This is a genomic window from Sulfitobacter sp. PR48 (assembly GCF_028807335.1).
Classification (GTDB): domain Bacteria; phylum Pseudomonadota; class Alphaproteobacteria; order Rhodobacterales; family Rhodobacteraceae; genus Sulfitobacter.
This window is the reverse complement of the sequence record NZ_JARAMM010000012.1, coordinates 87928-106943: the sequence shown is the minus strand read 5'-3', so window position 1 is coordinate 106943 and position 19016 is coordinate 87928. Positions and strand designations below refer to the sequence as shown.

Here is a 19016-nt window from a genome sequence, read left to right as displayed (position 1 = left end):
AAGCGACAGTCATGAAAATCAAGTTCAAGTCGCAACCCTATCAGACCGATGCCGTCGATGCGGTGGTCGATTGCTTTGAGGGCCAGCCCCGGCAGGATGTTCTGAAATACACCATCGACCCCGGCGCAGACCGGCAGGCCAAGATGGAGGTGGAGGGTTTTGGCAACGCCCCTGTCAAGCTGCCCGAGGACGTCTTGTTGGAGAACATCCGCAAGGTGCAGCGCGGCGCGATGCTGCCCCCGTCGGACAGCCTGACGCATCACACCGATGACAAGGGCAAGACCAAGCCCGCCAGCTACAAGCCCGGCGCGCAGATCAACCTCGACGTCGAGATGGAGACAGGCACGGGCAAGACCTATGTCTACATCAAGACCATGTTTGAGATGCACAAACGCTATGGCTGGTCCAAGTTCATCATCATGGTGCCCAGCGTGGCGATCCGCGAAGGGGTGGCCAAGTCGATCCAGATGACGGCTGAGCATTTCCAGCAAGAATACGGCAAGAAGGTCCGGGCGTTCGTCTATAATTCAAAGCGGCTGCACGAGCTGGAGAGCTTTTCGTCGGACGCGGGCATCAACGTGATGGTGATCAACGTTCAGGCCTTTAACGCGTCAGGGGCGGATAACCGGCGGATCTATGACGAGCTGGACGATTTCCAGTCGCGCAAGCCCATCGACGTGATCGCCAAGAACCGCCCCATCCTGATCCTGGACGAGCCGCAGAAAATGGAAGGGCCGGCGACGCAAAAAAGCTTACCGCTGTTCAACCCGCTGTTCATCCTGCGCTATTCGGCGACGCACAGAACCGTCCACAACAAGGTGCATCGTCTGGATGCGGTGGATGCCTTCAACAGGAAGCTGGTCAAGAAAATCAAGGTGCGCGGTGTGGAAACCAAAGGCCTGAGCGGGACGAACCCCTATCTGTTCCTGCACCGGATCGAGACCTCAAGCGCCGCGCCGGTCGCCTGGGTGGATATCGAGGTCAAGATGCAGAGCGGGATCAAACGTGTCGCCCGCAAACTGGAACAGGGGCGCAACCTGTTCGATCTGTCCAAGGGGCTGGAGGTCTACAAGGATTTCGTTGTCAGCAATATCGACGCCCGCGATGACACGGTGCATTTCACCAATGGTGATGAACTGCACGCGGGTGAGGCGTCGGGCGATGTGACGGAACGCGACATCCGGCGCATTCAGATCCGCGAAACGATCTCGGCCCATCTGGAACGCGAACAGGCGCTGTTCGCGCGTGGGATCAAGGTGCTGTCGCTGTTTTTCATCGACGAGGTGGTGAAGTATCGTGACTACGACCAGGCTGACGAGCAGGGCGAATATGCCAGGGTGTTCGAGGAAGAATACGCGCAGGCGGTTGACGAGCTACTTGCTGAGTTGCCGCTGGAGAATGTGGAGTATCGCGACTATCTGACCGGGATCGAGGTGGGCAAGACCCATCGCGGTTATTTCTCGATCGACAAGAAGGGGCGGATGACAGACCCCAAGGCTGCCGCCCGTGGCGAGTTGGCGGGCCAATCGACAGAACCCAGTGATTACGATCTGATCCTGAAGGACAAGGAGCGGCTGTTGTCCTTTGAGGAACCCACGCGTTTCATCTTTTCCCACTCAGCCCTGCGAGAAGGTTGGGACAACCCCAATGTCTTCGTGATGTGCATGCTCAAGCACAATGAAAGCCAGAACACCATCTCACGGCGTCAGGAAGTCGGGCGCGGTCTGCGGATCGCGGTCAATCGCAATGGCGAGAGGATGGATCATCCGGTGACCGTGCATGACATCAACGTGCTGACCGTAGTCGCATCGGAGAGCTACAAGGGGTTTGTGACAGCCCTGCAGAAAGAGATCGTCGAGAACCTGTCGGCTCGGCCCAAGCAGGCGGATGCCGAGTATTTTGATGGCAAGACGTTGAAAACCGGCGATCTGGAGTTGGTCTTGGACAAATCGCTTGCCAAAAAGTTGGAGCGCTTCCTGATCAAGAGCGACTATGTCGATGAAGATGGCCACATCACCGCCGCCTATCACGAGGCCCGTAGGTCGGAGGAACTGGCAGAGCTTCCCGAGGAGCTGGAAGCCCATCGCGATGCCGTCTTCGCGCTGATTGACACCGTTTTCAATGGCAGGGCCATCGACGACATGTTCAGCGACGGGCGCACCCCAAAGAGAAACCGGCTGAATGAAAATTTCCAGCGCAAGGAGTTTCAGGAGCTTTGGCGCCGGATAAACCGAAAGGCCGTCTATCAGGTCGAGTTCGACAGCGTCGCACTGGTCCAAAGCTGTATTAACCGGTTGGAAAGCGAACTGCAGGTTGCGCCGCTGCAATATCTGGTGACGGAGGGTGCCTTGTCCGATGACGTGACCGATGAAAACCTTCGGGATGGCAGTGCCTTCGTGCAGGGGAAAATTCGGTCTGAGAGCGGCAAGAGTGCACATTCACGCGTGTCATACGATGTCATCGGATCAATTGCTCAGAATACTGATTTGACACGCAAGACCGTGGGCGAAATCCTGGCCGGGATCCAACCGGCAAAATTTGGTGAGTTTGCCAAGAACCCTGAACAATTCATCGCTGATGCCTCGCACTTGATCCAAGAGCAAAAAGCAACCGCGATCATCGAAAAGCTGACCTACGATGCGGTCGAAGAGCGCTATGATTCCGAGCTGTTCACGGCGGGCGAAACGGGCAACGACTTCAAGAAGGCGACTGAGAAGCTGAAGAACCACGTCTATGATTATGCGATCGTGGATTCAAAGGTAGAGCGCGACTTTGTCAGGGATCTCGATACAAGCGCAGAGGTTGTCGTTTACTCCAAACTACCACGCGGCTTCCTGATCCCGACACCCGTTGGTGACTACAACCCGGATTGGGCGATCGCGTTCAAAGAAGGCGGTATCAAGCATCTCTACTTTGTCGCAGAGACCAAGTCTGACCTCCCCTCGATGAAGATGCGTGAACTGGAACAGACCAAGATCAAATGTGCCCGAAAGTTCTTTGACGAAATCGGTCGACGGATCAATGACAACAGCGTCAAATATGATGTGGTCACCAGCTATTCTGAACTTATGACGCTGGTGAAAGATGTGGGGTGAAGAAACCGCGGTATCTCCCTCGAGTTTCCTGTTGACGCCAAACAGACCATTTTCCGCTTGCAGATCAGGGTGCCCCGTTAAGCATCATCGCTGTGTGCAGGCCCTCTGTGGCGGACTAGCAGATCCCCTCAAGGATTTGAGCTGCCAGGCACCCACACCTGTTCGACCCCACGTCTTCCGTCTTTCCGACCAAGCTGCACCACGACATCGATGCTGGACGCGGCATAGTGCCTTACCTCCTCAAAACTCATATTGATGCCCACCGACATGACCATGAGGGCAAGGCGGTCGAGCGCCTTCTGCGCGGTATCGGCGTGAATTGTGGTGAAAGAGCCTGAATGGCCGGTGTTGATCGCGTCGAGGAAGGTCTTGCACTCATCGCCGCGCAACTCGCCAAGAATGATCCGGTCAGGACGCATGCGCAAAGAGGTCTCCAGCAATTTGGCCGCGGTGCGCTCACTTGAGGGGACACGGTCAGCCTTGAGCATCGCGCGATTGGGCTGCGGAGGAAAGAGCTCGAATGCGTCCTCGATGGTCACGATACGCTCCGTCTTGGTCACCAGCGCGAGAAGCGCCCGGGCAAAAGTCGTTTTGCCCGTGGACGTCCCGCCGCTGATCATGATGTTCAACCGCTCTTCGATGCAGAGTTTCATGGCGGTTCGAATATCCCCCGCCTCGGTCAGTGCGATCACCCGTTCGGCTTTTGCCTGTCGTTCGGCATCCAAATCCACCAGTCCACCGTGCAACAGACCGATGTCGCCCATGGTGAGTTGGTCTTCACTGTAGCGGCGCAAGGTGATCGACGGCCCGCCATCCACGACCGGTGGATAGACGACCTGTGCCCGGATCGGCTTGCCGTTCATCTCGATTTTGCCGGAGACGAGCGGCTTTTTCTCGCTGATCTGTCCGTGGGTGGCGCTGGCAATGGATGTTGCAAGGTCCCGAGCTTGGGAAGGGGAGTAAAACACACCTTCAAGGCCGACCATATGCTCAGCCCCCCGGGTTTCCACCCAGACCTTTCCGTCGGGATTAATTGCTATTTCGACCACGCAGGGATCGGCGAGCGGTGCAGCCAGAGGTTTTAGATAGGTCGAAAGAAAACTGGCTTTTTCTGCCGCCGGGTTCATCAATAGAACTCGAGATCACGGTCGACGATCACACTGATCGCAGCACCTGGCTGGACCGAGATAACCGGAGGCAGGGTGGCAAATTCGCCGATCACCGCATTGGTGGCCTGCGAAAAACTGCCCGCGACATCCTCGGCAATTTCTGATCCGGTCTCGGAGCTGGCCTCGGATGTGGCGATTGCCGGTCCTGCGCCGATGATCGAGAGCAATGCGGCTGTGCCAAAGCGCAGCCCAAAGCGGGAGTTCACGGAGCCCGTCACGCCCGAGCGGCCCTGATCGTCCGCGCCAAATGCGGCGAGCTGAACCGATTGCCCCTCGGGTGTGACGATGCGTGACCAGCCAACCAGAATGCGGGCCTGGCCCAAAGAGACATTCGAATTGTAGGTCCCGAAGAGGCGGGAGCCTTCGGGAATGAGAACGCGGGACTGATCGAAACTCCAGACCGGGTAGTTCACGATGGCGGTAATCTGTCCGGGCAATGTGGATTCGATGGCGGTTTCCAGTGACGCTTGAATGAGCGTGCCCTGCAGAACCGTATTGGAAGGATTGGCGATTACCTCCGCTGTCGCGACTTGAACGGGCTGGGCACCTTCCAACACGAAGGCGCGCGCCGCTGCATCTCCGACCTCAGGCCCCCTCTCGGGGTCGGATGCCGGACTGCTCGTCTGGCCGCCCGCATCAAAGATCACCCCTTCGGACCGGATTTGTGTGTTGCGCAGCGCCGCCGCCTCGGCACGCCGACGGTCCAGTTCAGCCCGTCGCGCGGCTTCCTCCGCGGCGAGTTGATCCCGCTCGGTTTGCGCGCGTAGAGCATCATTCATACCGTCATCAATCTGATGTTGCAGGGCGTCGTTCTGGCGCTGCAGTCCGAGCATTTGCTCCATCAACTGCTCCATCCGGCCATCGGCAACACGCGCGCGTGCGGCAACCTCATCGGCGATACGCTTTTGCGCTTCAAGATCGGCTTCTGCCAATCGGGTGTCCATCTCGCTTTGCATCTGGGCGATGAGCGCCGTGTTCTGCTCCTGGACCGAGCGCAACGCTTCGGCCAGCTCGGCGGAATTGTCGGGGGCAGGGGCCTCGGCCAGTCTTGCCAACTGGGCTTGTAGGGCGACCACGTCGCTCGCAAGCTTGGCGTTCTGTTCCTCGAGGGCTTGGCGCTGCGCCGCGAGTTCATCCTCGATTGGTCCGGGATCGAACCTAGGCTCTGATCTTTGTTCGGTCGGTTCCGCGTCGGTTGTCATGCGGCCGAACCCGTCACCGTCGACCTGATCCTGAAAGTCGTCGGCTTTCGATGTTTCAACGGCAGAAGTGATGCCGCTGCCTTGCACAAGCGGGTAGGCAATGATGGCGGTCCCTGCCAGAAGCAACGCACCCAAACCAAGCCTGAGCCCGAGAGATGCGCGCCGCTTGGGTGCGAAGCTGTATTCCTTTTCCCCGGTTTTCTCGTTGCTCATGATCAGAACTCCCGTCCACGCAGGGCGGCCACGGCAGCAGCCTCGGTCGTGAACCCACCAGTTTCACGTGTAATGCAGATATGATCGTCGCCCATGCGGATCGTGTAGGCGTCCCGCACGCCGGTGACCCGCACGACCGCACCTTGCGTCTGGCTGTTCTGGGTGATCTCATAGCCTTGGGCGTTCAAGCCGAAGATCGAGGGCCGCACGCCGGGCCGGAATTCAAAGAAGGTCGAGCGCCCATCATTCCAGACCCGCACCGGGCGGATCGCACCGCTGCCCGCGAACTGATAGCCGGTATCTCGGCCTCCAGCCGCAAGCTGGCGCCCGGCGGGGCGCTCGTCGGGAAAGTTTACGACGACCCGGAAAGACTGTGTCCGCGAGCGTCCCTCTGTCAGATAGAAGGCGACAGCGCGGCGGTTGGTAAAGATCGTCAGGTTTGTCGCGGCCCGTGCCTCGACAGGCTTGATCGAGATCGTATTGCGGTTTGACAGAACCTCCACTTCATAGGACGCGGAGTCACCGATCAGGACTTGATTGATCCGTTCGCCGGGACCGAGTTCGATTGACGTGTTTACCCGAAGGTGGGTGTCGATCCGGATCACATCCGTAGGATTGAAGGTCACGTGGCGAACGCGGGCGTCCTGACCCATGGTGACCGGTGCGCGCTCGGCCAAGGCGGGCGTTCCGAGCAACCCGCCGACCGTTGCGATGGCAATTATCAAGGTTTTCATGAACTATTCTCGTGTCAGTGTTTCGGCATCGACCCGGTAAGCGGTCACCGAGAAGCCAAGGGGATTTTCCCAAACGCGTGTCAGGGAGCGTTCGCGGCGGGGGGCAAATTCAAACCCTACGGTGGCGATGAATGTTTGCGTGACGGGGGTCTGGTTGGGTCGGGTGAGGCGTTTGTCGAACCGGATCTGAGCCACTTCGTCCTGCAGGAAGGTGATCGCCCGCACGCGGACATCGACCTGCGCATTCGCGCCGTAGCTGCGCGGTGGATAATTCTCGGCCCCGGCGGTCCAGAGTTCTATCAGCGAGGCGCGGGCGGGCCCGCTGGAGCGCCGCTGGACACTTTCGAGCCGTTCTTGAATGCCGTTCCTGAAATAGCTTTCGCGGTCGCTGATATAGCTGACAAGCAGGGATTCCTTGATCGCTTCCTCATCGGTGATACCAGTCGGCTGAACCTGATAGATGCGTTCTGCTGCACCCGACGTGCTGTCGACGAGGACGGTAAACACTTCGGTTTCGCGCAGGGGCAACATAACCGTAATGGTCAGGGCCAACAGCACGGATACGGCGCAGGAACAGCCCGCAACGATCCATGCGGCGCGCGCTGCCCGGCGCGGACCCATCACCAAATCGATATCGAAACCACTCATGACTATCCCTTCTTCATCTTTCCGGCGAGCTTGACCGCACCGCCCGCATAGCTCCCGGCACGGGCCGCGCTGGACGATCGGTCGGAGACGCCTTGTCCCTGAAGTCCTGCATTGAAGCCCCGTCGCATGTCATCTCCGCCCCGGATCGCGGCACCGGTATTGCGCCACGCGTTCCCGGGCATCCGCGCGGCATTTGCACCGATCGAGGCGAGGCCGATGTTCGTGGCGGCAAGCCCTTGCGCGAAAGTTGGCACGAGCAACATCAGGCCAGCGCCGATCATCATCACCACGACGAACGAAATCGCGTCCCCGAGTGTTTCGACGCTGTCGAGGCTATCAGGCGCGACAGCTTCACCCGTCGCTATGGTGAAGCCAGCCATGGCAGCCACGAACAGCGGCACAAAGGAAAAACCGATGGCGAGTTTGACCCATGCCTCGAACAGTGGCGCCGATTGTTTGAATAATGTGCAAGCCACGACCACAGGTGCGATGGCGATCAATACCGCCAACATGATCTTGGCGGCCGACAGAACGATGATGGTGATCGTCGCCATGGCGGCGGCCACAAGAAACATGACCACGCTGGTCATGGCACCGGCCAGCCAGCCTCCATTCTGGCTGATCGCCTGTCCGACATTCAGGGCTTGGGAGTAGAGATCGTCGATTCCATCATAAAGGTTCCCAACTGTGCCGCCTGACAGTGAGTTCAGTATCCCCGCGCCGAGCTCCGCCGGGGCGTTTGTCAAAGCGTCATAGGGGACAGAGAGGTTCGCGAAGGTCAGGAACACATTCACCAGCACAATGCGCAGCCCTACCGACACGATTGTGGAAACCGAGAGCGGCACGGCTTGCAGACCCACATTTGCGCCTACAAGAACGACCACCAACACAGATGCGGTCTGTACAACCGGGCGTACTGCGGCAACCGTATCAGCATACGTGTCAGCTGCCACGCCCGCGACAGTGGCATCTACCAATGCCAGAACCTCAGCGATTATGGCCATCCTTAACTACCACACCGCTCCAATTGGAAGTTCTGATAGCGCTCGTTTACATCTGACCAATCGCTGCGACGGTATTTGCGAAAGACGCTGAAATCGCTGGTAGTTGCATCCTGCGCCGGTTTGCCAATTCGTTCCTGCGTAAACGCATCGAGCGACCCGAGATCATAGATGCAGCCGCAGAAGCCCTGCGACATTGCAAGCTCTCTCAGGTCGGTGCCGAAGCCCCATCGAACCGCTCCACGGAAAATCTCGTTGCCGAAAAACTCAGTGTCCGGATAGCTGAAGGTGCAGGTTTGCGGCTTCGGGAACATCAAGAGCCCTCTTGCCTGTACCTCGCGCATGAGATCGAGGAGGCGTTCTTCCTCCCCATTTTCGGTGGCAGTGACGACCTCCCCGAGCAACGTATCGTCGGGCAGGTCTTGCAAGTCTTCCGCCCAGGCACTGCCTGCCAGGGCGATGAAAACTGCAAGTGCTTTGAGTGATGTATTCAAGGGTCAGTCCTCGGCGCCGGAAAAATCAAAGAAGGAGCGTGTGCGCGCCTGCTCGGCCGCGAAATCAATGCCGTTTTGACCTTGCGCCAAGCCTTGGGCGGCATTCAGGCGCCACATCTGGCCCAGCATGTAATTCGTCTCCGCGGCCATACGCGTGTTGAGATCGATCGATTCCTTGAGCGTTTCCTGATCGCCAATCGCTTCCACCAGCCCATCGATACGCTCGATGCTCTGGGCGGCTTCCTCGTAGGAAATTTGGGCTTGCCCGATAATCATGGCATTGGCAGCCGCCAGATCGGCTATGGCAGCGCCTTGCGGGTTCCCGGCGTCGTTCAGCTCGGTGAGTTTTTCCGAGGTGAACCCCGCACTGGCCATCGTCTCGCGCATGGCATCGGCGGCCCGGCGCTCTCCCATGGTGACGTCGCCATCGAGCAGATCGTCCAGCAGGCTGTCAAAATCCCCGAGCGACAGACTGTCCATGAAACCCGATAGATCGGTGATCTTCTGGGCGCGGGCACGCAGGTCCTCCACATCGTTGTAAAGGGCTGCGATTTCATTCAGGCCGGTAATTGAACCCAGGACGTCATCAAGAAGGCCCTGAATAACAGTGAGGCGCTCGATCTGGGTGCGCAATTCCTCGATTTGCTGAAGCTGGTTTTCCGCATCGCGCAGCGCGGCCTGCAGCTGCTCGATATTCTGCGCGAGGTTCGATCCATCGATCACTGGCACGCCCTGAGCGAAAGCAGGGGGCAGGTGAGCCGCCATGAGCGTGCCCGCGACAAGGATAGCGGCAAGGCGGGTCTCAGCCTTCATCGGAATACCTCCAGAAAGTGGATTGCTCCAGGTGATCGGCGGCCTCGGTCAAACCTTGTGCCGCTTCGACTTTCACGTGGGCCGCGCGCAGACGCAGTGTCAGCGCCATGAGCCGCGCCCGTTCAGCAAGCATATAGGTGGAGCGGTCCAGCGCCTCTTTTGCGTTACGGGGCGGATCTTCACGCAAAAGCGCCGCGATCCTCGTCATGGCCTGATCGATCTGTGTGCCCATGTAGGCGCCATAGCCGACCGAGGCATCCGCCCAGTTGCCCCAGGCGGCCGAGGCGCCATCGAAGCCCGCCAGTGACCCCGTCATTTCGACGCCGGTGATGGTGCCAAGATAGTCGTTGTAATAGCCGTTGATGCGCCGGACGTAGGTCTGGGTTTCCTCGAAAGGAGGCACACCACCATATTCGAGAACACGGCCGGGGCCTGCATTATAGGCCGCCAGAGCGTGGTCAATCCGACCGAAGCGGTTCAGTTGCGTGAGAATGTAGCGTGCGCCACCGTCCAAGTTTTCCCAAGGATCATACGGGTTCACACCGAGATCCGATGCTGTGCCCGGCATCAGCTGGCAAAAACCGCGCGCCCCCACGTGGGAGACGGCTGCATTGTTGAAACGACTTTCCTGCTTGATCAGTGACTGAAACAGGATACGCCACGTCAGTGGCGTCAGACCGGCGGCCGCAACACCGGGATGACCCTCATAGCGCCGCGCCACCGTGATGATCATGCGCTCCACGTCGCTTGGCTCACCGAAGAGGCGATCGGCATCAGGATGATCTTCCTGGGCTGGGTAAGTCTCTGCAGCGCTCGCCCAGCCGGGCCCACCAGCCTCGAACCCACTCAGGTCGGTGACACCGGTGGTCTCCGCAAGGAAACGCTCATAGGCTTCAAGCTGCTCTTGATAGATATCCGCTTGTTCCTGGCGGGCGTCGCGCTTCTGGCCCTGCCGCAAGGCGTCGCGTGCGAGCTCTTCCACGCGAGACACAGCGCGGGCAAGGTTGGAGCCATCGATCACTGGTACGCCCTGCGCAGAGGCAAGCGAGCCAAGACCCAGAGCCAACGGAATCGCCATTCTAGAAGCTCTGGAAATCACAATGCGCATTCCGTGAAACAAGGCCGGGGGCAGGGGCCGAGAACGCCATAGCGGGCCGCTCAAAACAGGGCGATCGCACGCCTGTTGATGCACCTTCGCAAGCGCTCAGGACCGTCATGGCGACCAACAGAAAAAATCGTGCTTTCACATCATGTCCTTCCAGAATTCTTCTTTCTTGCGCCAATTGGCAGGCGCTTTTTCCTCGCCGGTCTTGCCGCCACCAAGAACAGTAACCAGACCGCCCAAGCCTGCGAGATCGGTATTGACGAACACGCTGTCGGTGCCGGAACGGATCAATGCCAGCCGCAATCCGGCTGTCGGGCTGGAAAGAAAATCCGCCTCGCGCGCATTCAGGCGCAGGATGCTATAATCCTCCGGATTTGCCCGTGGATTGGGAAACAGGATCTGGGTTGCCACACTTTCCGCGATGATCTGGCCGACCGAACTTTGGTCCAGATGACCCGGTGTCTGGGTCAACATCATCACCACGCAGTTGCGCTTGCGCATGGTAACCAGCCAGTCATGGAGGCGCTTGACGAAGATATCGTCAGCCAACATCTTCCACGCCTCGTCGATCACAATAATCGTTGGTCTGCGATCCTCGATCACGCGCTCGATACGGCGGAAGAGATAGGCGAGGAGGGCGGAGCGTTCTGCGTCCTGGTCCAGAAGTTCGGTCATGTCGAGACCAAGGACATCCTCGCCAATGGCAATCGACTGGGCACTGGGCCTTGAGAAAAGCCAACCGTACCGGCCGGCTTCTGTCCATTCCCGCACGCGGGACACCAGGTCGCCGTCATCATCGGTAGAAGCCACGAGGCTTGCCAAACCGTCAAAGGTTCTAAGGCCCGGCTCCGCAGCGGCGATCTGACGAACCGCCTCGTTCAGTGCTGCGGTCTGGACCGTCTCAAATGGACGGTGGCGGGCCAGAATGTCGCCGAGCCAATCTGTCAGCCAGGCGGCCCCCCGCGCATCGGTCTCCGTGGTCATTGGGTTAAAGCCGGTGGGCTGGCCCACCTTGATTTCGCTGTAGCTGCCACCCAAAGCGCGGATCGCCATCTCCAACCCCTGATCCTTGTCGAAAACGATGACCCGCGCACCCACTCTGCGGGCCTGCGCCATGAGAAAAGCCGTGCCCAGTGTCTTGCCGGACCCGGTGCGGCCCAGAACAAGCGTGTGCCCGACGCTTGGCTCATCGGTCCGGCGCCCCGCTTCGTGAAAGTTGAACCGGTAGAGGCTGGAGGTCACGGTCGGGAAGGCCGTGATCGTCTTGCCCCATGGGCTGGCCTCGGGTCCGCGTCCCGGCCTTGTCTTGTGAAACGCGGCCAGTTCCGCGAAATTGTGCGACGAAACGATCCCGTCACGGATCCGGTAGGCCCAGTTTCCGGGCGCTTGTGCGAAATAGAGCGCCTTTGCGGCCCAGGATTCCCTTACCAGAACGGCACCGGTCTCTTGCCCCGCCCGCCAGATCTCGGAAGCTGCCTGTTCCAGTTCCTCGGCGCTGTCACAGAAGACCTGCACGGATGCATGGTGTGTCCCAAAGGTCGACCGGCCGGATGCCACGGCGTCGGCGGCTTCGATCAATTGCTCTGTCAGGCTGACACCAGCATCCTCGGAGGCACCCCGCTGGCGAAAGGTGCGTTGAATGCGCTCAACCATCTCATTGGCGCGCCGCGGCGTGAAAGAGTTGGTGATCGTGATGTCATAGGGCAGTTCCAACGCGTCAAGCATGGTTGGCCAGGTGCGACTGGGATAGGATTTTATCCCGAAAATCGCGCCGTATCGTGCGCTGTCGCCGCTTTCCAGCCGCATGGTTTTGCCTTGAAAGCTGACGTCGAAATTGCTCATCGTGTCAGCCAACAGTTGCCCGGGGGCCGCGATGATCTTGCCGTAGCTCTGTCCGTGTACCGCGGCCAACACTGCAAGCCAGTCCCCGCTCGAGACTGTCAGGCGCGCTGCGCCTGCGTCGGAATACATCGCCATGAGCAGCGTCATGGCCTCTTCCAGGGCAACAATTCGCGTATCGATGTCTTTCTGGAAATCGCGGCCCCCGCCTAGGGCACCCAGAACCTTCGAGAATGCCTGCGGCATCGACGGACGCATCAATACTGTCAGCATCAAGGTGCGGGCTTTCAGGTCACGTGCGCGCAGGCTTCTCTGCCACGCCGCGTCTACCGCATTTGCAAAAGGCATACCGTCAGGCGCAGCAAGGTCCGCGACATCCGGGCGTGATACCTTGTTGATGTGGAAACCGAAACGCTCGCCCAACTGACTGACGATCCGGGCAAAGCCTTCACTGATCTCATCGATCCGGGTGTCATCGCTGGTGAAGCTGTCGATCCCGCCAAGCGTGACCGACGCCATCAGATCACCCTGCCGCGTCAGGATGACATTGTCTCGCACCGCAGCAATGTAAGGTAGGTGCCGCCCAAGACGCTCGGCTTTCAAGACCTTGTCCCCAAGTGCATCCCGAACAGCGTTGCTTGCAATCAACCCCCGAAACTCACGCGACATAGAAATCGCCCCCATCGCGGGATCGCACACTCGTTCGCGGTGTGCGCGACATCACCACGTTCAAAATCTGGAACAGATGTGGATTGCGGTCTGCGACCACCCAAAGCGGTGGGTAGCCCGCGAGGAACACCAGCAGGAACCGCATGTCGTCAACCAGAATGAAAGGGATCACGGATGCGAAGACCAGCGCCACAAAATATCCGATCGGGAGACCGAATATCCGTGGCGGCTTGGTCATCCCCAGAAAGAGTGGTGTGTCGCGCATGGAGGTCTCTGCGGCCTGTCAGATCAAGGAGCCGCAAAGCCATCGATGATGGTCTCGGCCGAAAAGATCAGCACCACGCCGACAAACACGGCGACGAAGATCGGCCAGTTGAGACGCCCGAAAAACATCATGACACCCGATCCCACGAGAGCGAGCACGCCGAGGCCACGACCGATCGGACCCGTCACCGCGTCGATGATGTTGTCGATCATGTCAGAGACCGGGCTGAGGTCCTGTGCAAGCGCCGGGGCTGCGGCCACTATCAGCAACGCGGCCAATGCCGCCCGGGTATAGTCGATGCGTTTCATATCTGGTCTCCGATGGATTGGGCATAGACGGCCATGACCTTGCGGACATGGCCTTGGGTTTCGCGGTAGGGGGGAATCCCGCCATGGCGCGCCACGGCTTCGGGGCCGGCATTATAGGCTGCAAGCGCAAGCTGCGGCGTGCCGAAACGATCAAGTTGTGTCAGCAAGTAGCGGGCGGATCCATGCAGGTTTTGCTCAGGATCATGCGGATCGACGCCAAGCACGCGCGCAGTGTCCGGCATCAACTGCCCAAGCCCGATTGCGCCGACATGCGACCGCGCGCCTGGATCAAATGCGCTTTCAATAGCGATGTTGGCGCGAAAGAATGCGAGCCAATCGCGAGAGGACATCCCGGCCCTGCGCAGGGCCGGGTGGTCCACGTAAACCGACCCCACATCCAGGATCATAGTCTCGATCGCAGGGCGGCCCGATGGGACCCGAGGCGGAGACAGGCGTGGTGAATCAAGAGGGACGACCTCAGAGCGTGCGACACCGTCGCTTTGCTCGGGTTGGGGTCTTGCAAAGTCGAGAACGCTACTGGTCAGTCGACCAACACGGTCTGGAGCATCGAGATCGATAACGGATTGTGCATAAGTGGAAGGGCCTGAAAGCCCCCAGAGAACGAGGCTAGCCGCTGGTAGGATACCTTGTCGTCTCAAACTCCCACGTGCCTCTCTCACCTTCTCGGAGAGGGCAGCTGAATACCTTTGCGTCGAGCTCCAGGCAGAAGCTCATGAGCCCTGCTGCGGTCTTGAAGACGCGTGGTTTAAGATCCCGGTTGGTCACATAGACCGACCGGTGCACACCGCCTTGACCGTCATTGGAGCAGACGAAAACCGTCCAGCCACCCCTATGCGTGTTGCCGCCCTTTTCCGGGGCTTCAACGCATTCCACCTCGATCCATGCCCCACCCTCGATCGCCTCTTGCATGTGCGATGTTAGGATCACGGGGTATTTTGTTCCTGCCATTTTGCCTCCGAAGGAAAGAAGTTCCTACGGAAGTAACCTGCTTTTGCACCGCTTCAAACAGTGCATGTCACAAGATATGCGGCGACGTAGCGGAAAACCCGTTAGAAGGTCAATAGATATCTTTTGATTGATTACGATATTTTTTCGGTGATAGGTCCGACACACGATTCGCCCCCAGATTGTCGGGAGACCACCAGATGTCGCGGTTGCTGGCATGTAGCACATTCATCGCCCTAGCGATCCCAGCAAATGCCGAGGCGCTGGCGATGGACTGCGTGTTGCCGTTGCGGCCGGAGCTGGCGGCCTCGCCTGCGCTCCTGAACGAGTACGGCGACGACATCAGAGCCGAGTTCAACACCTACTTCGATGAGGCACAAACCTATCTGAATTGCCTCGCCGCAGCATCAGCTTCCGCGCAGGCCGAAGTCCGTCTTGTGCTTGACGCTTACCAGGAGATGTTCCAATGAAACGACGCGCAAAATATGTCAGCAATTATGACACAATTAACATAAGTCTTATTATACGCCAACGGGTTAGCGGTGGCGCTCTGTCATGAGGCGGCTTGTGTCAACTGCCGTGATCATCGCGATCGGGCTTACACCGCTTGCTGCCAAACCTGCCGCCGCACAGGGCTACCAGATCGATTGTGCGATCCTCCTGTGCCTCGCAGGCGGTTGGCCTCCTTCGGTCCCATGTGCCCGCGCGCGCGCGGAGTTTATCCGCCGGATCACGCCCTGGCCGGTCGAACCACCGCTGCAGATTTGGCGTTGTCCAATGCGTGCTGAGTTCGAAGCGCCGAACCCGGTTGAGCGCCTCTACAGGTTGGCGGGGTTCAATCCGGGTCCAGCAGTCTCCCTGCCCCGAGAGCGAGAAACGCTCCGGCTCGCCCAAGCTGTCGGGCGTGCCGCCGATATCGATGTGACGAACCCCGCTTTTGATTTCATCCGCTCCATAGATGTCTTCCAGGTTACGGCACGTCAGGACGAGGGCCGTGAGAATTGCAACAGACATGCTTCTGTGCGGCGTGGCACGTACGATCAAGGCGGCCAATTTCGGTGGCAAAACAGCTCGGTAAGCGCGCTTCCTCCGGCATTCCGAGGAGCCGAGCGATACGGTCAGAACTGCCCCGATATCTGGGTCCGTGCTGTGTTCGTCGATTGGGAGGATTTCGAGGGCACCTATGGCTTCGAACAGGTCAACTACTGATCTCAAACAATCACAGGGTAACGATAGAAAAGAAGAAACCCCCGCAAGGCGGCAACCAAGCGAGGGGCTCAAAGAACATCGGAATTGGCGTTCCGACAGGTCAAATCAAACTGTGATCTCGTTCTAGCAGTCCCGACAGTCAAGGCAACGAAAAAACGTGTCTCTCGCTGGGACACGGATGCCCTGTTGCAGCCTTGTCCCAATTCACAAGGACAAGACAATGAACGTGATCCAAACCCATCCCACCCTGCCGGAAGGCTGGACCAAAGGGGCTGTCATGGCGCTAATCTCAGAGGTTGCCCCGCATATAGGCCTGCGCCCGGCGCGCCTCGCAGTTCTGAACTACATCATCGGGCGCACCCGCGCATCCGACTGGACCTCTCCCCATCGTGAACCGGTGTTTTTTGGCGCGCAGGATCTCGCAGCGGTCGAACTTGGCAAGACGTCGCGCCAGTTGCGAACGGATGAGGCCGCGCTGTGCAAGCTTGGGCTGATCGTGAAACGTGTCGCGGCGAATGGTGCCCGCTATGGGCGTGCTGGCTTAGGCTTGATACTGACTCCGCTGATCGCGCGACTGGAAGAATTCATAGCCCTTCGCGATCGGCTCCGTGCGGAACGGAGGCATTTGCGCGCTTTGAAGGATCTTCGGTCCCTTCGTTTGCGTCACATGAGGCGGTGCATCGCCGCCCTGCCCTCCTTGGCTATCAAAGATCCTGAGATCGCCAGGATTCTGGCCAGTTTTGCGGAATGGCCACGCAGCGATGCGTTAGGCCGTCTTGGTCTGGAGCGGCTTACCGCCCATTTGAAGGCCAGTTCCGATCTGTGCAACAGCCTTGAAGATTGGCTTGAAAACCATGGGCTTTCTTCCGACCAGCCAGTGGAAAACTTCCGGCCCTTTACACAAAACACCAGAGAAGAAACTCAAACTGTAGAGACGCCGCCCGCTGTGGATAACTCTGAAAGACACGCGGAAATCGCACAGAGTGAACCGCCATCATCAATTCCCTGCCCCGCGCCACCCGCTCTGACGCCAGAGAATCTATATCGCATTGCCGGCGATGGCTTACGCATGATGCTTGACGCGAGCCGAGATCAGAACCGACCTCTCAAAGAGCGCGACATCATCGAGGCTGCCTGGGCGTTGCTGCCGATGCTCGATATCCATGCTTCAGTTTGGCACGAGGGCCAGAGCACCTTGGGCGACCACGGGTTGGCTTTCTGCCTACTATTGGTTGATGCGCAGCGAGATCACCCGAGCTACCCTGTTCGCAATCCTGGCGGTTTGATGCGCGAACTGATCCGTCGAGCCAAGGCAGGAAGGCTGGACTTCGATGCAAGCGTTGCGGCTCTGCAAAAACGGCGCAATGGGGTGAGGTAGAGTTTCCAACCCGCAACTGAAATTGCCCAAAAACGCGCTGAAAATCTGGTAATGAAGTTTATGTAAAATACGACTGTAATTTATATTAAGTGCTCGAATAATCGCCATCGACCACGCGACAAGATGTAGAAGCCGAGCAATCAATCTGTGTCAGAAGAAACTCCTTGAAGCTCTAGTTGGTAGAGGTTCTATGGTACATCAAACGCCGTTTCTCGTGTCACGGCATTCGCCAGACAAAGCTGGAAGAGTATAGTATGCTGACTAGACGACATTTCGTGATGACCACCGCCGCCCTCTTTTCTGCTCCGGTTGCCAGCCCGGTGCTGGCAAATACCTGGCCGACCGAATCGCAGAAGGTTGCCTGGGACGCACAGGTGACGCCGCCCGGCTTTGACCCGGCAACCTCGAACCCCTGGGGCTTACATCCGCGGTTTCTCCCGACCCGGGTGGCCGCGAAAGACCGGCTGACACCGGGCGACATTCATGTCGATGCGGTTGCGCGCTACCTTTATCAGATCGAGGAGGGCGGGACTGCCATGCGCTATGGCGTCGCCATTGCTCGTGGTGATCTGTACGAACCAGGTACATACACGATCAAGCGTAAAGTCAGATGGCCGCATTGGCAGCCGACGCAGAACATGATCGACCGCGACCCAGAACTCTACGCTGATATCGCCGACGGTATGGAGCCCGGACCTAAGAATGCGCTTGGGTCGCGAGCTCTCTATCTCTTTCTCGGCGACCGGGACACTTATCTCCGCATTCACGGTACGCCACAGCCGAGAAGCATTGGCGGTCGTGCAAGTTCCGGCTGCGTCAGAATGGTCATGGCGCACATAAACGAGCTTTATCCCAACGTCGATATTGGTTCGACGGCTTTCCTCTACTCGGCCGAGGACAGTGTCACTGCGGGAAGCTGAGGCCGTGTACCAAAGCACCATCGGTCAGGGAAAGTGACGGGAGTTTATCCTAGCCGGGGAGCACTTCGGATTACTGAACCCCGCTAGGCCGCCGGCGCGGTACAAATCGGATTTCCGCGAGGGGTTCGGAGCGGCACCAGGGTAACTTCCACGGGACCGTTGTGCAGATACCAGTAGCAGCCGTCTTCCGGCAAAAGGCGCGCGGACTGAAGATCCTGACCCGTTGCGGCCATAGCGACGACTGCATCCGGCAGTGGTCTGTTTTGTGCAGTGTCGGGCCCGCCAGGAATAGAAGCGGAACACGCTCCCAACAAAAACGCTGCTGGGAGAAGTAAGCCAAGATGAATTCGCATATTTAAAATTTCCGCCCTTAGAACAACTTAACCTGAGTACCAACCTCGGCTAATCCAAACAACTCTTCGATATGTTCGTTGTAGAGGCCGATGCAGCCGTTCGACGATTGTCGACCGATCTTGCGCGTGTCACCTGTGCCGTGAACGCGGTAGTACTGCCATGACAGATAAAGGGCGTGTGTTCCAAGGGGATTGTCGGGGCCAGGGCCAACGAAATCCGGCCATTCGGGATTGCGCTCCTTCATCGACGGCGTAGGTCGCCAGCTCGGGCCATCCACCTTGCGAACGATTTCGGTGTAACCGCGCCGCGTCAACTCCTCCGTAAGAGGGACGCTGGAGGGGTAAAGCTTGTAGACGTTTTCGTCTTCCGACCAGAACTGCACCGCGCGGGAGTCAATGTCGCAGAGAATCGCGCCATTCCGCAGGTTGTCAAAATGATCTTGCCAGGACGCAACCCTAAACCCGGAAATATTGCTTCGCACCGCCGGTGTCGCCAGACCCTCGTTTGTCTGTGCCACTCCCCTGCCGGTTCCGAGAACCAAGCCGCTTGCGGCGGCCCCCAGGAGCGCAGCCCTGCGCGTGACTGACATGTCGTTCGCTCGTTTCATCATGAAAACCTCAAATTTTATCTGTTT

At 58.8% G+C, this 19016-nt stretch carries 18 protein-coding genes; 5 read left to right on the top strand and 13 right to left on the bottom strand.

Annotated elements, in window-relative coordinates; genetic code table 11:
- The first annotated feature begins 11 nt into the window (after positions 1-11).
- Positions 12-3095: a type III restriction-modification system endonuclease gene (locus PVW51_RS16670; protein WP_209273891.1), complete on the top strand. Its 3084-nt coding sequence runs from the start codon at positions 12-14 to the stop codon at positions 3093-3095.
- Positions 3096-3223: 128 nt separating this feature from the next.
- Here the strand turns inward: PVW51_RS16670 and virB11 are convergent, their stop codons facing one another.
- The 12 genes from virB11 to PVW51_RS16610 form a co-directional block, all read right to left on the bottom strand.
- Positions 3224-4222, bottom strand: coding sequence for a P-type DNA transfer ATPase VirB11 (virB11, locus tag PVW51_RS16665; protein ID WP_274576128.1), 999 nt, complete (start codon positions 4220-4222; stop codon positions 3224-3226).
- The gene (locus tag PVW51_RS16660; protein WP_274576127.1) at positions 4222-5679 is read right to left on the bottom strand and encodes a TrbI/VirB10 family protein; all 1458 of its coding nucleotides are present in this window, start codon (positions 5677-5679) and stop codon (positions 4222-4224) included. The genes virB11 and PVW51_RS16660 overlap by 1 nt, the downstream gene beginning before the upstream one ends.
- Positions 5680-5681: 2 nt before the next feature.
- Positions 5682-6413, bottom strand: a complete 732-nt coding sequence (locus PVW51_RS16655; RefSeq protein ID WP_274576125.1) for a TrbG/VirB9 family P-type conjugative transfer protein — start codon at positions 6411-6413, stop codon at positions 5682-5684.
- A gap of 3 nt (positions 6414-6416) precedes the next feature.
- Positions 6417-7061: a virB8 family protein gene (locus PVW51_RS16650; RefSeq protein ID WP_114295071.1), complete on the bottom strand. Its 645-nt coding sequence runs from the start codon at positions 7059-7061 to the stop codon at positions 6417-6419.
- A gap of 2 nt (positions 7062-7063) precedes the next feature.
- On the bottom strand, positions 7064-8065 hold the full coding sequence (locus tag PVW51_RS16645; protein ID WP_114295072.1) for a type IV secretion system protein: 1002 nt from the start codon (positions 8063-8065) through the stop codon (positions 7064-7066).
- A 2-nt stretch (positions 8066-8067) separates the two neighbouring features.
- A complete protein-coding gene (locus PVW51_RS16640) occupies positions 8068-8556 on the bottom strand; it encodes a hypothetical protein (RefSeq protein WP_089852529.1) in 489 nt (162 codons plus the stop codon).
- A gap of 3 nt (positions 8557-8559) precedes the next feature.
- Positions 8560-9369, bottom strand: coding sequence for a type IV secretion system protein (locus tag PVW51_RS16635; RefSeq protein WP_114295073.1), 810 nt, complete (start codon positions 9367-9369; stop codon positions 8560-8562).
- Complete coding sequence (locus PVW51_RS16630; RefSeq protein ID WP_163025968.1) at positions 9359-10447, bottom strand: lytic transglycosylase domain-containing protein; 1089 nt, start codon at positions 10445-10447, stop codon at positions 9359-9361. Before PVW51_RS16630 ends, PVW51_RS16635 begins: the two co-directional genes overlap by 11 nt.
- A gap of 165 nt (positions 10448-10612) precedes the next feature.
- Positions 10613-12916, bottom strand: a complete 2304-nt coding sequence (locus tag PVW51_RS16625) for a type IV secretion system DNA-binding domain-containing protein (protein WP_163025969.1) — start codon at positions 12914-12916, stop codon at positions 10613-10615.
- 55 nt (positions 12917-12971) lie between these two features.
- On the bottom strand, positions 12972-13247 hold the full coding sequence (locus tag PVW51_RS16620; protein ID WP_114295076.1) for a type IV secretion system protein VirB3: 276 nt from the start codon (positions 13245-13247) through the stop codon (positions 12972-12974).
- Between the two features lie 23 nt (positions 13248-13270).
- Positions 13271-13555, bottom strand: a complete 285-nt coding sequence (locus PVW51_RS16615) for a TrbC/VirB2 family protein (RefSeq protein ID WP_037239483.1) — start codon at positions 13553-13555, stop codon at positions 13271-13273.
- Positions 13552-14100: a lytic transglycosylase domain-containing protein gene (locus tag PVW51_RS16610; protein WP_375342699.1), complete on the bottom strand. Its 549-nt coding sequence runs from the start codon at positions 14098-14100 to the stop codon at positions 13552-13554. The genes PVW51_RS16615 and PVW51_RS16610 overlap by 4 nt, the downstream gene beginning before the upstream one ends.
- Before the next feature lie 621 nt (positions 14101-14721).
- On the opposite strand from PVW51_RS16610, the gene PVW51_RS16605 reads away from it, so the two are divergent.
- The 4 genes from PVW51_RS16605 to PVW51_RS16590 all read left to right on the top strand — a co-directional run bounded on the left by PVW51_RS16605 (position 14722) and on the right by PVW51_RS16590 (position 18028).
- Positions 14722-14991: a hypothetical protein gene (locus PVW51_RS16605; protein ID WP_067296151.1), complete on the top strand. Its 270-nt coding sequence runs from the start codon at positions 14722-14724 to the stop codon at positions 14989-14991.
- Positions 14992-15100: 109 nt separating this feature from the next.
- The gene (locus tag PVW51_RS16600) at positions 15101-15730 is read left to right on the top strand and encodes a hypothetical protein (RefSeq protein ID WP_338019760.1); all 630 of its coding nucleotides are present in this window, start codon (positions 15101-15103) and stop codon (positions 15728-15730) included.
- 220 nt (positions 15731-15950) lie between these two features.
- Positions 15951-17108 carry a replication initiation protein RepC gene (gene repC, locus PVW51_RS16595; RefSeq protein WP_067296140.1) on the top strand — a complete coding sequence of 386 codons (1158 nt, stop codon included), beginning with the start codon at positions 15951-15953 and terminating at the stop codon, positions 17106-17108.
- A 254-nt stretch (positions 17109-17362) separates the two neighbouring features.
- Positions 17363-18028, top strand: a complete 666-nt coding sequence (locus PVW51_RS16590) for a L,D-transpeptidase (RefSeq protein WP_067293124.1) — start codon at positions 17363-17365, stop codon at positions 18026-18028.
- Positions 18029-18398: 370 nt separating this feature from the next.
- On the opposite strand, the gene PVW51_RS16580 is transcribed toward PVW51_RS16590, so the two are convergent.
- Positions 18399-18989: a L,D-transpeptidase gene (locus tag PVW51_RS16580; RefSeq protein WP_067293148.1), complete on the bottom strand. Its 591-nt coding sequence runs from the start codon at positions 18987-18989 to the stop codon at positions 18399-18401.
- Between the last annotated feature and the right edge of the window lie 27 nt (positions 18990-19016).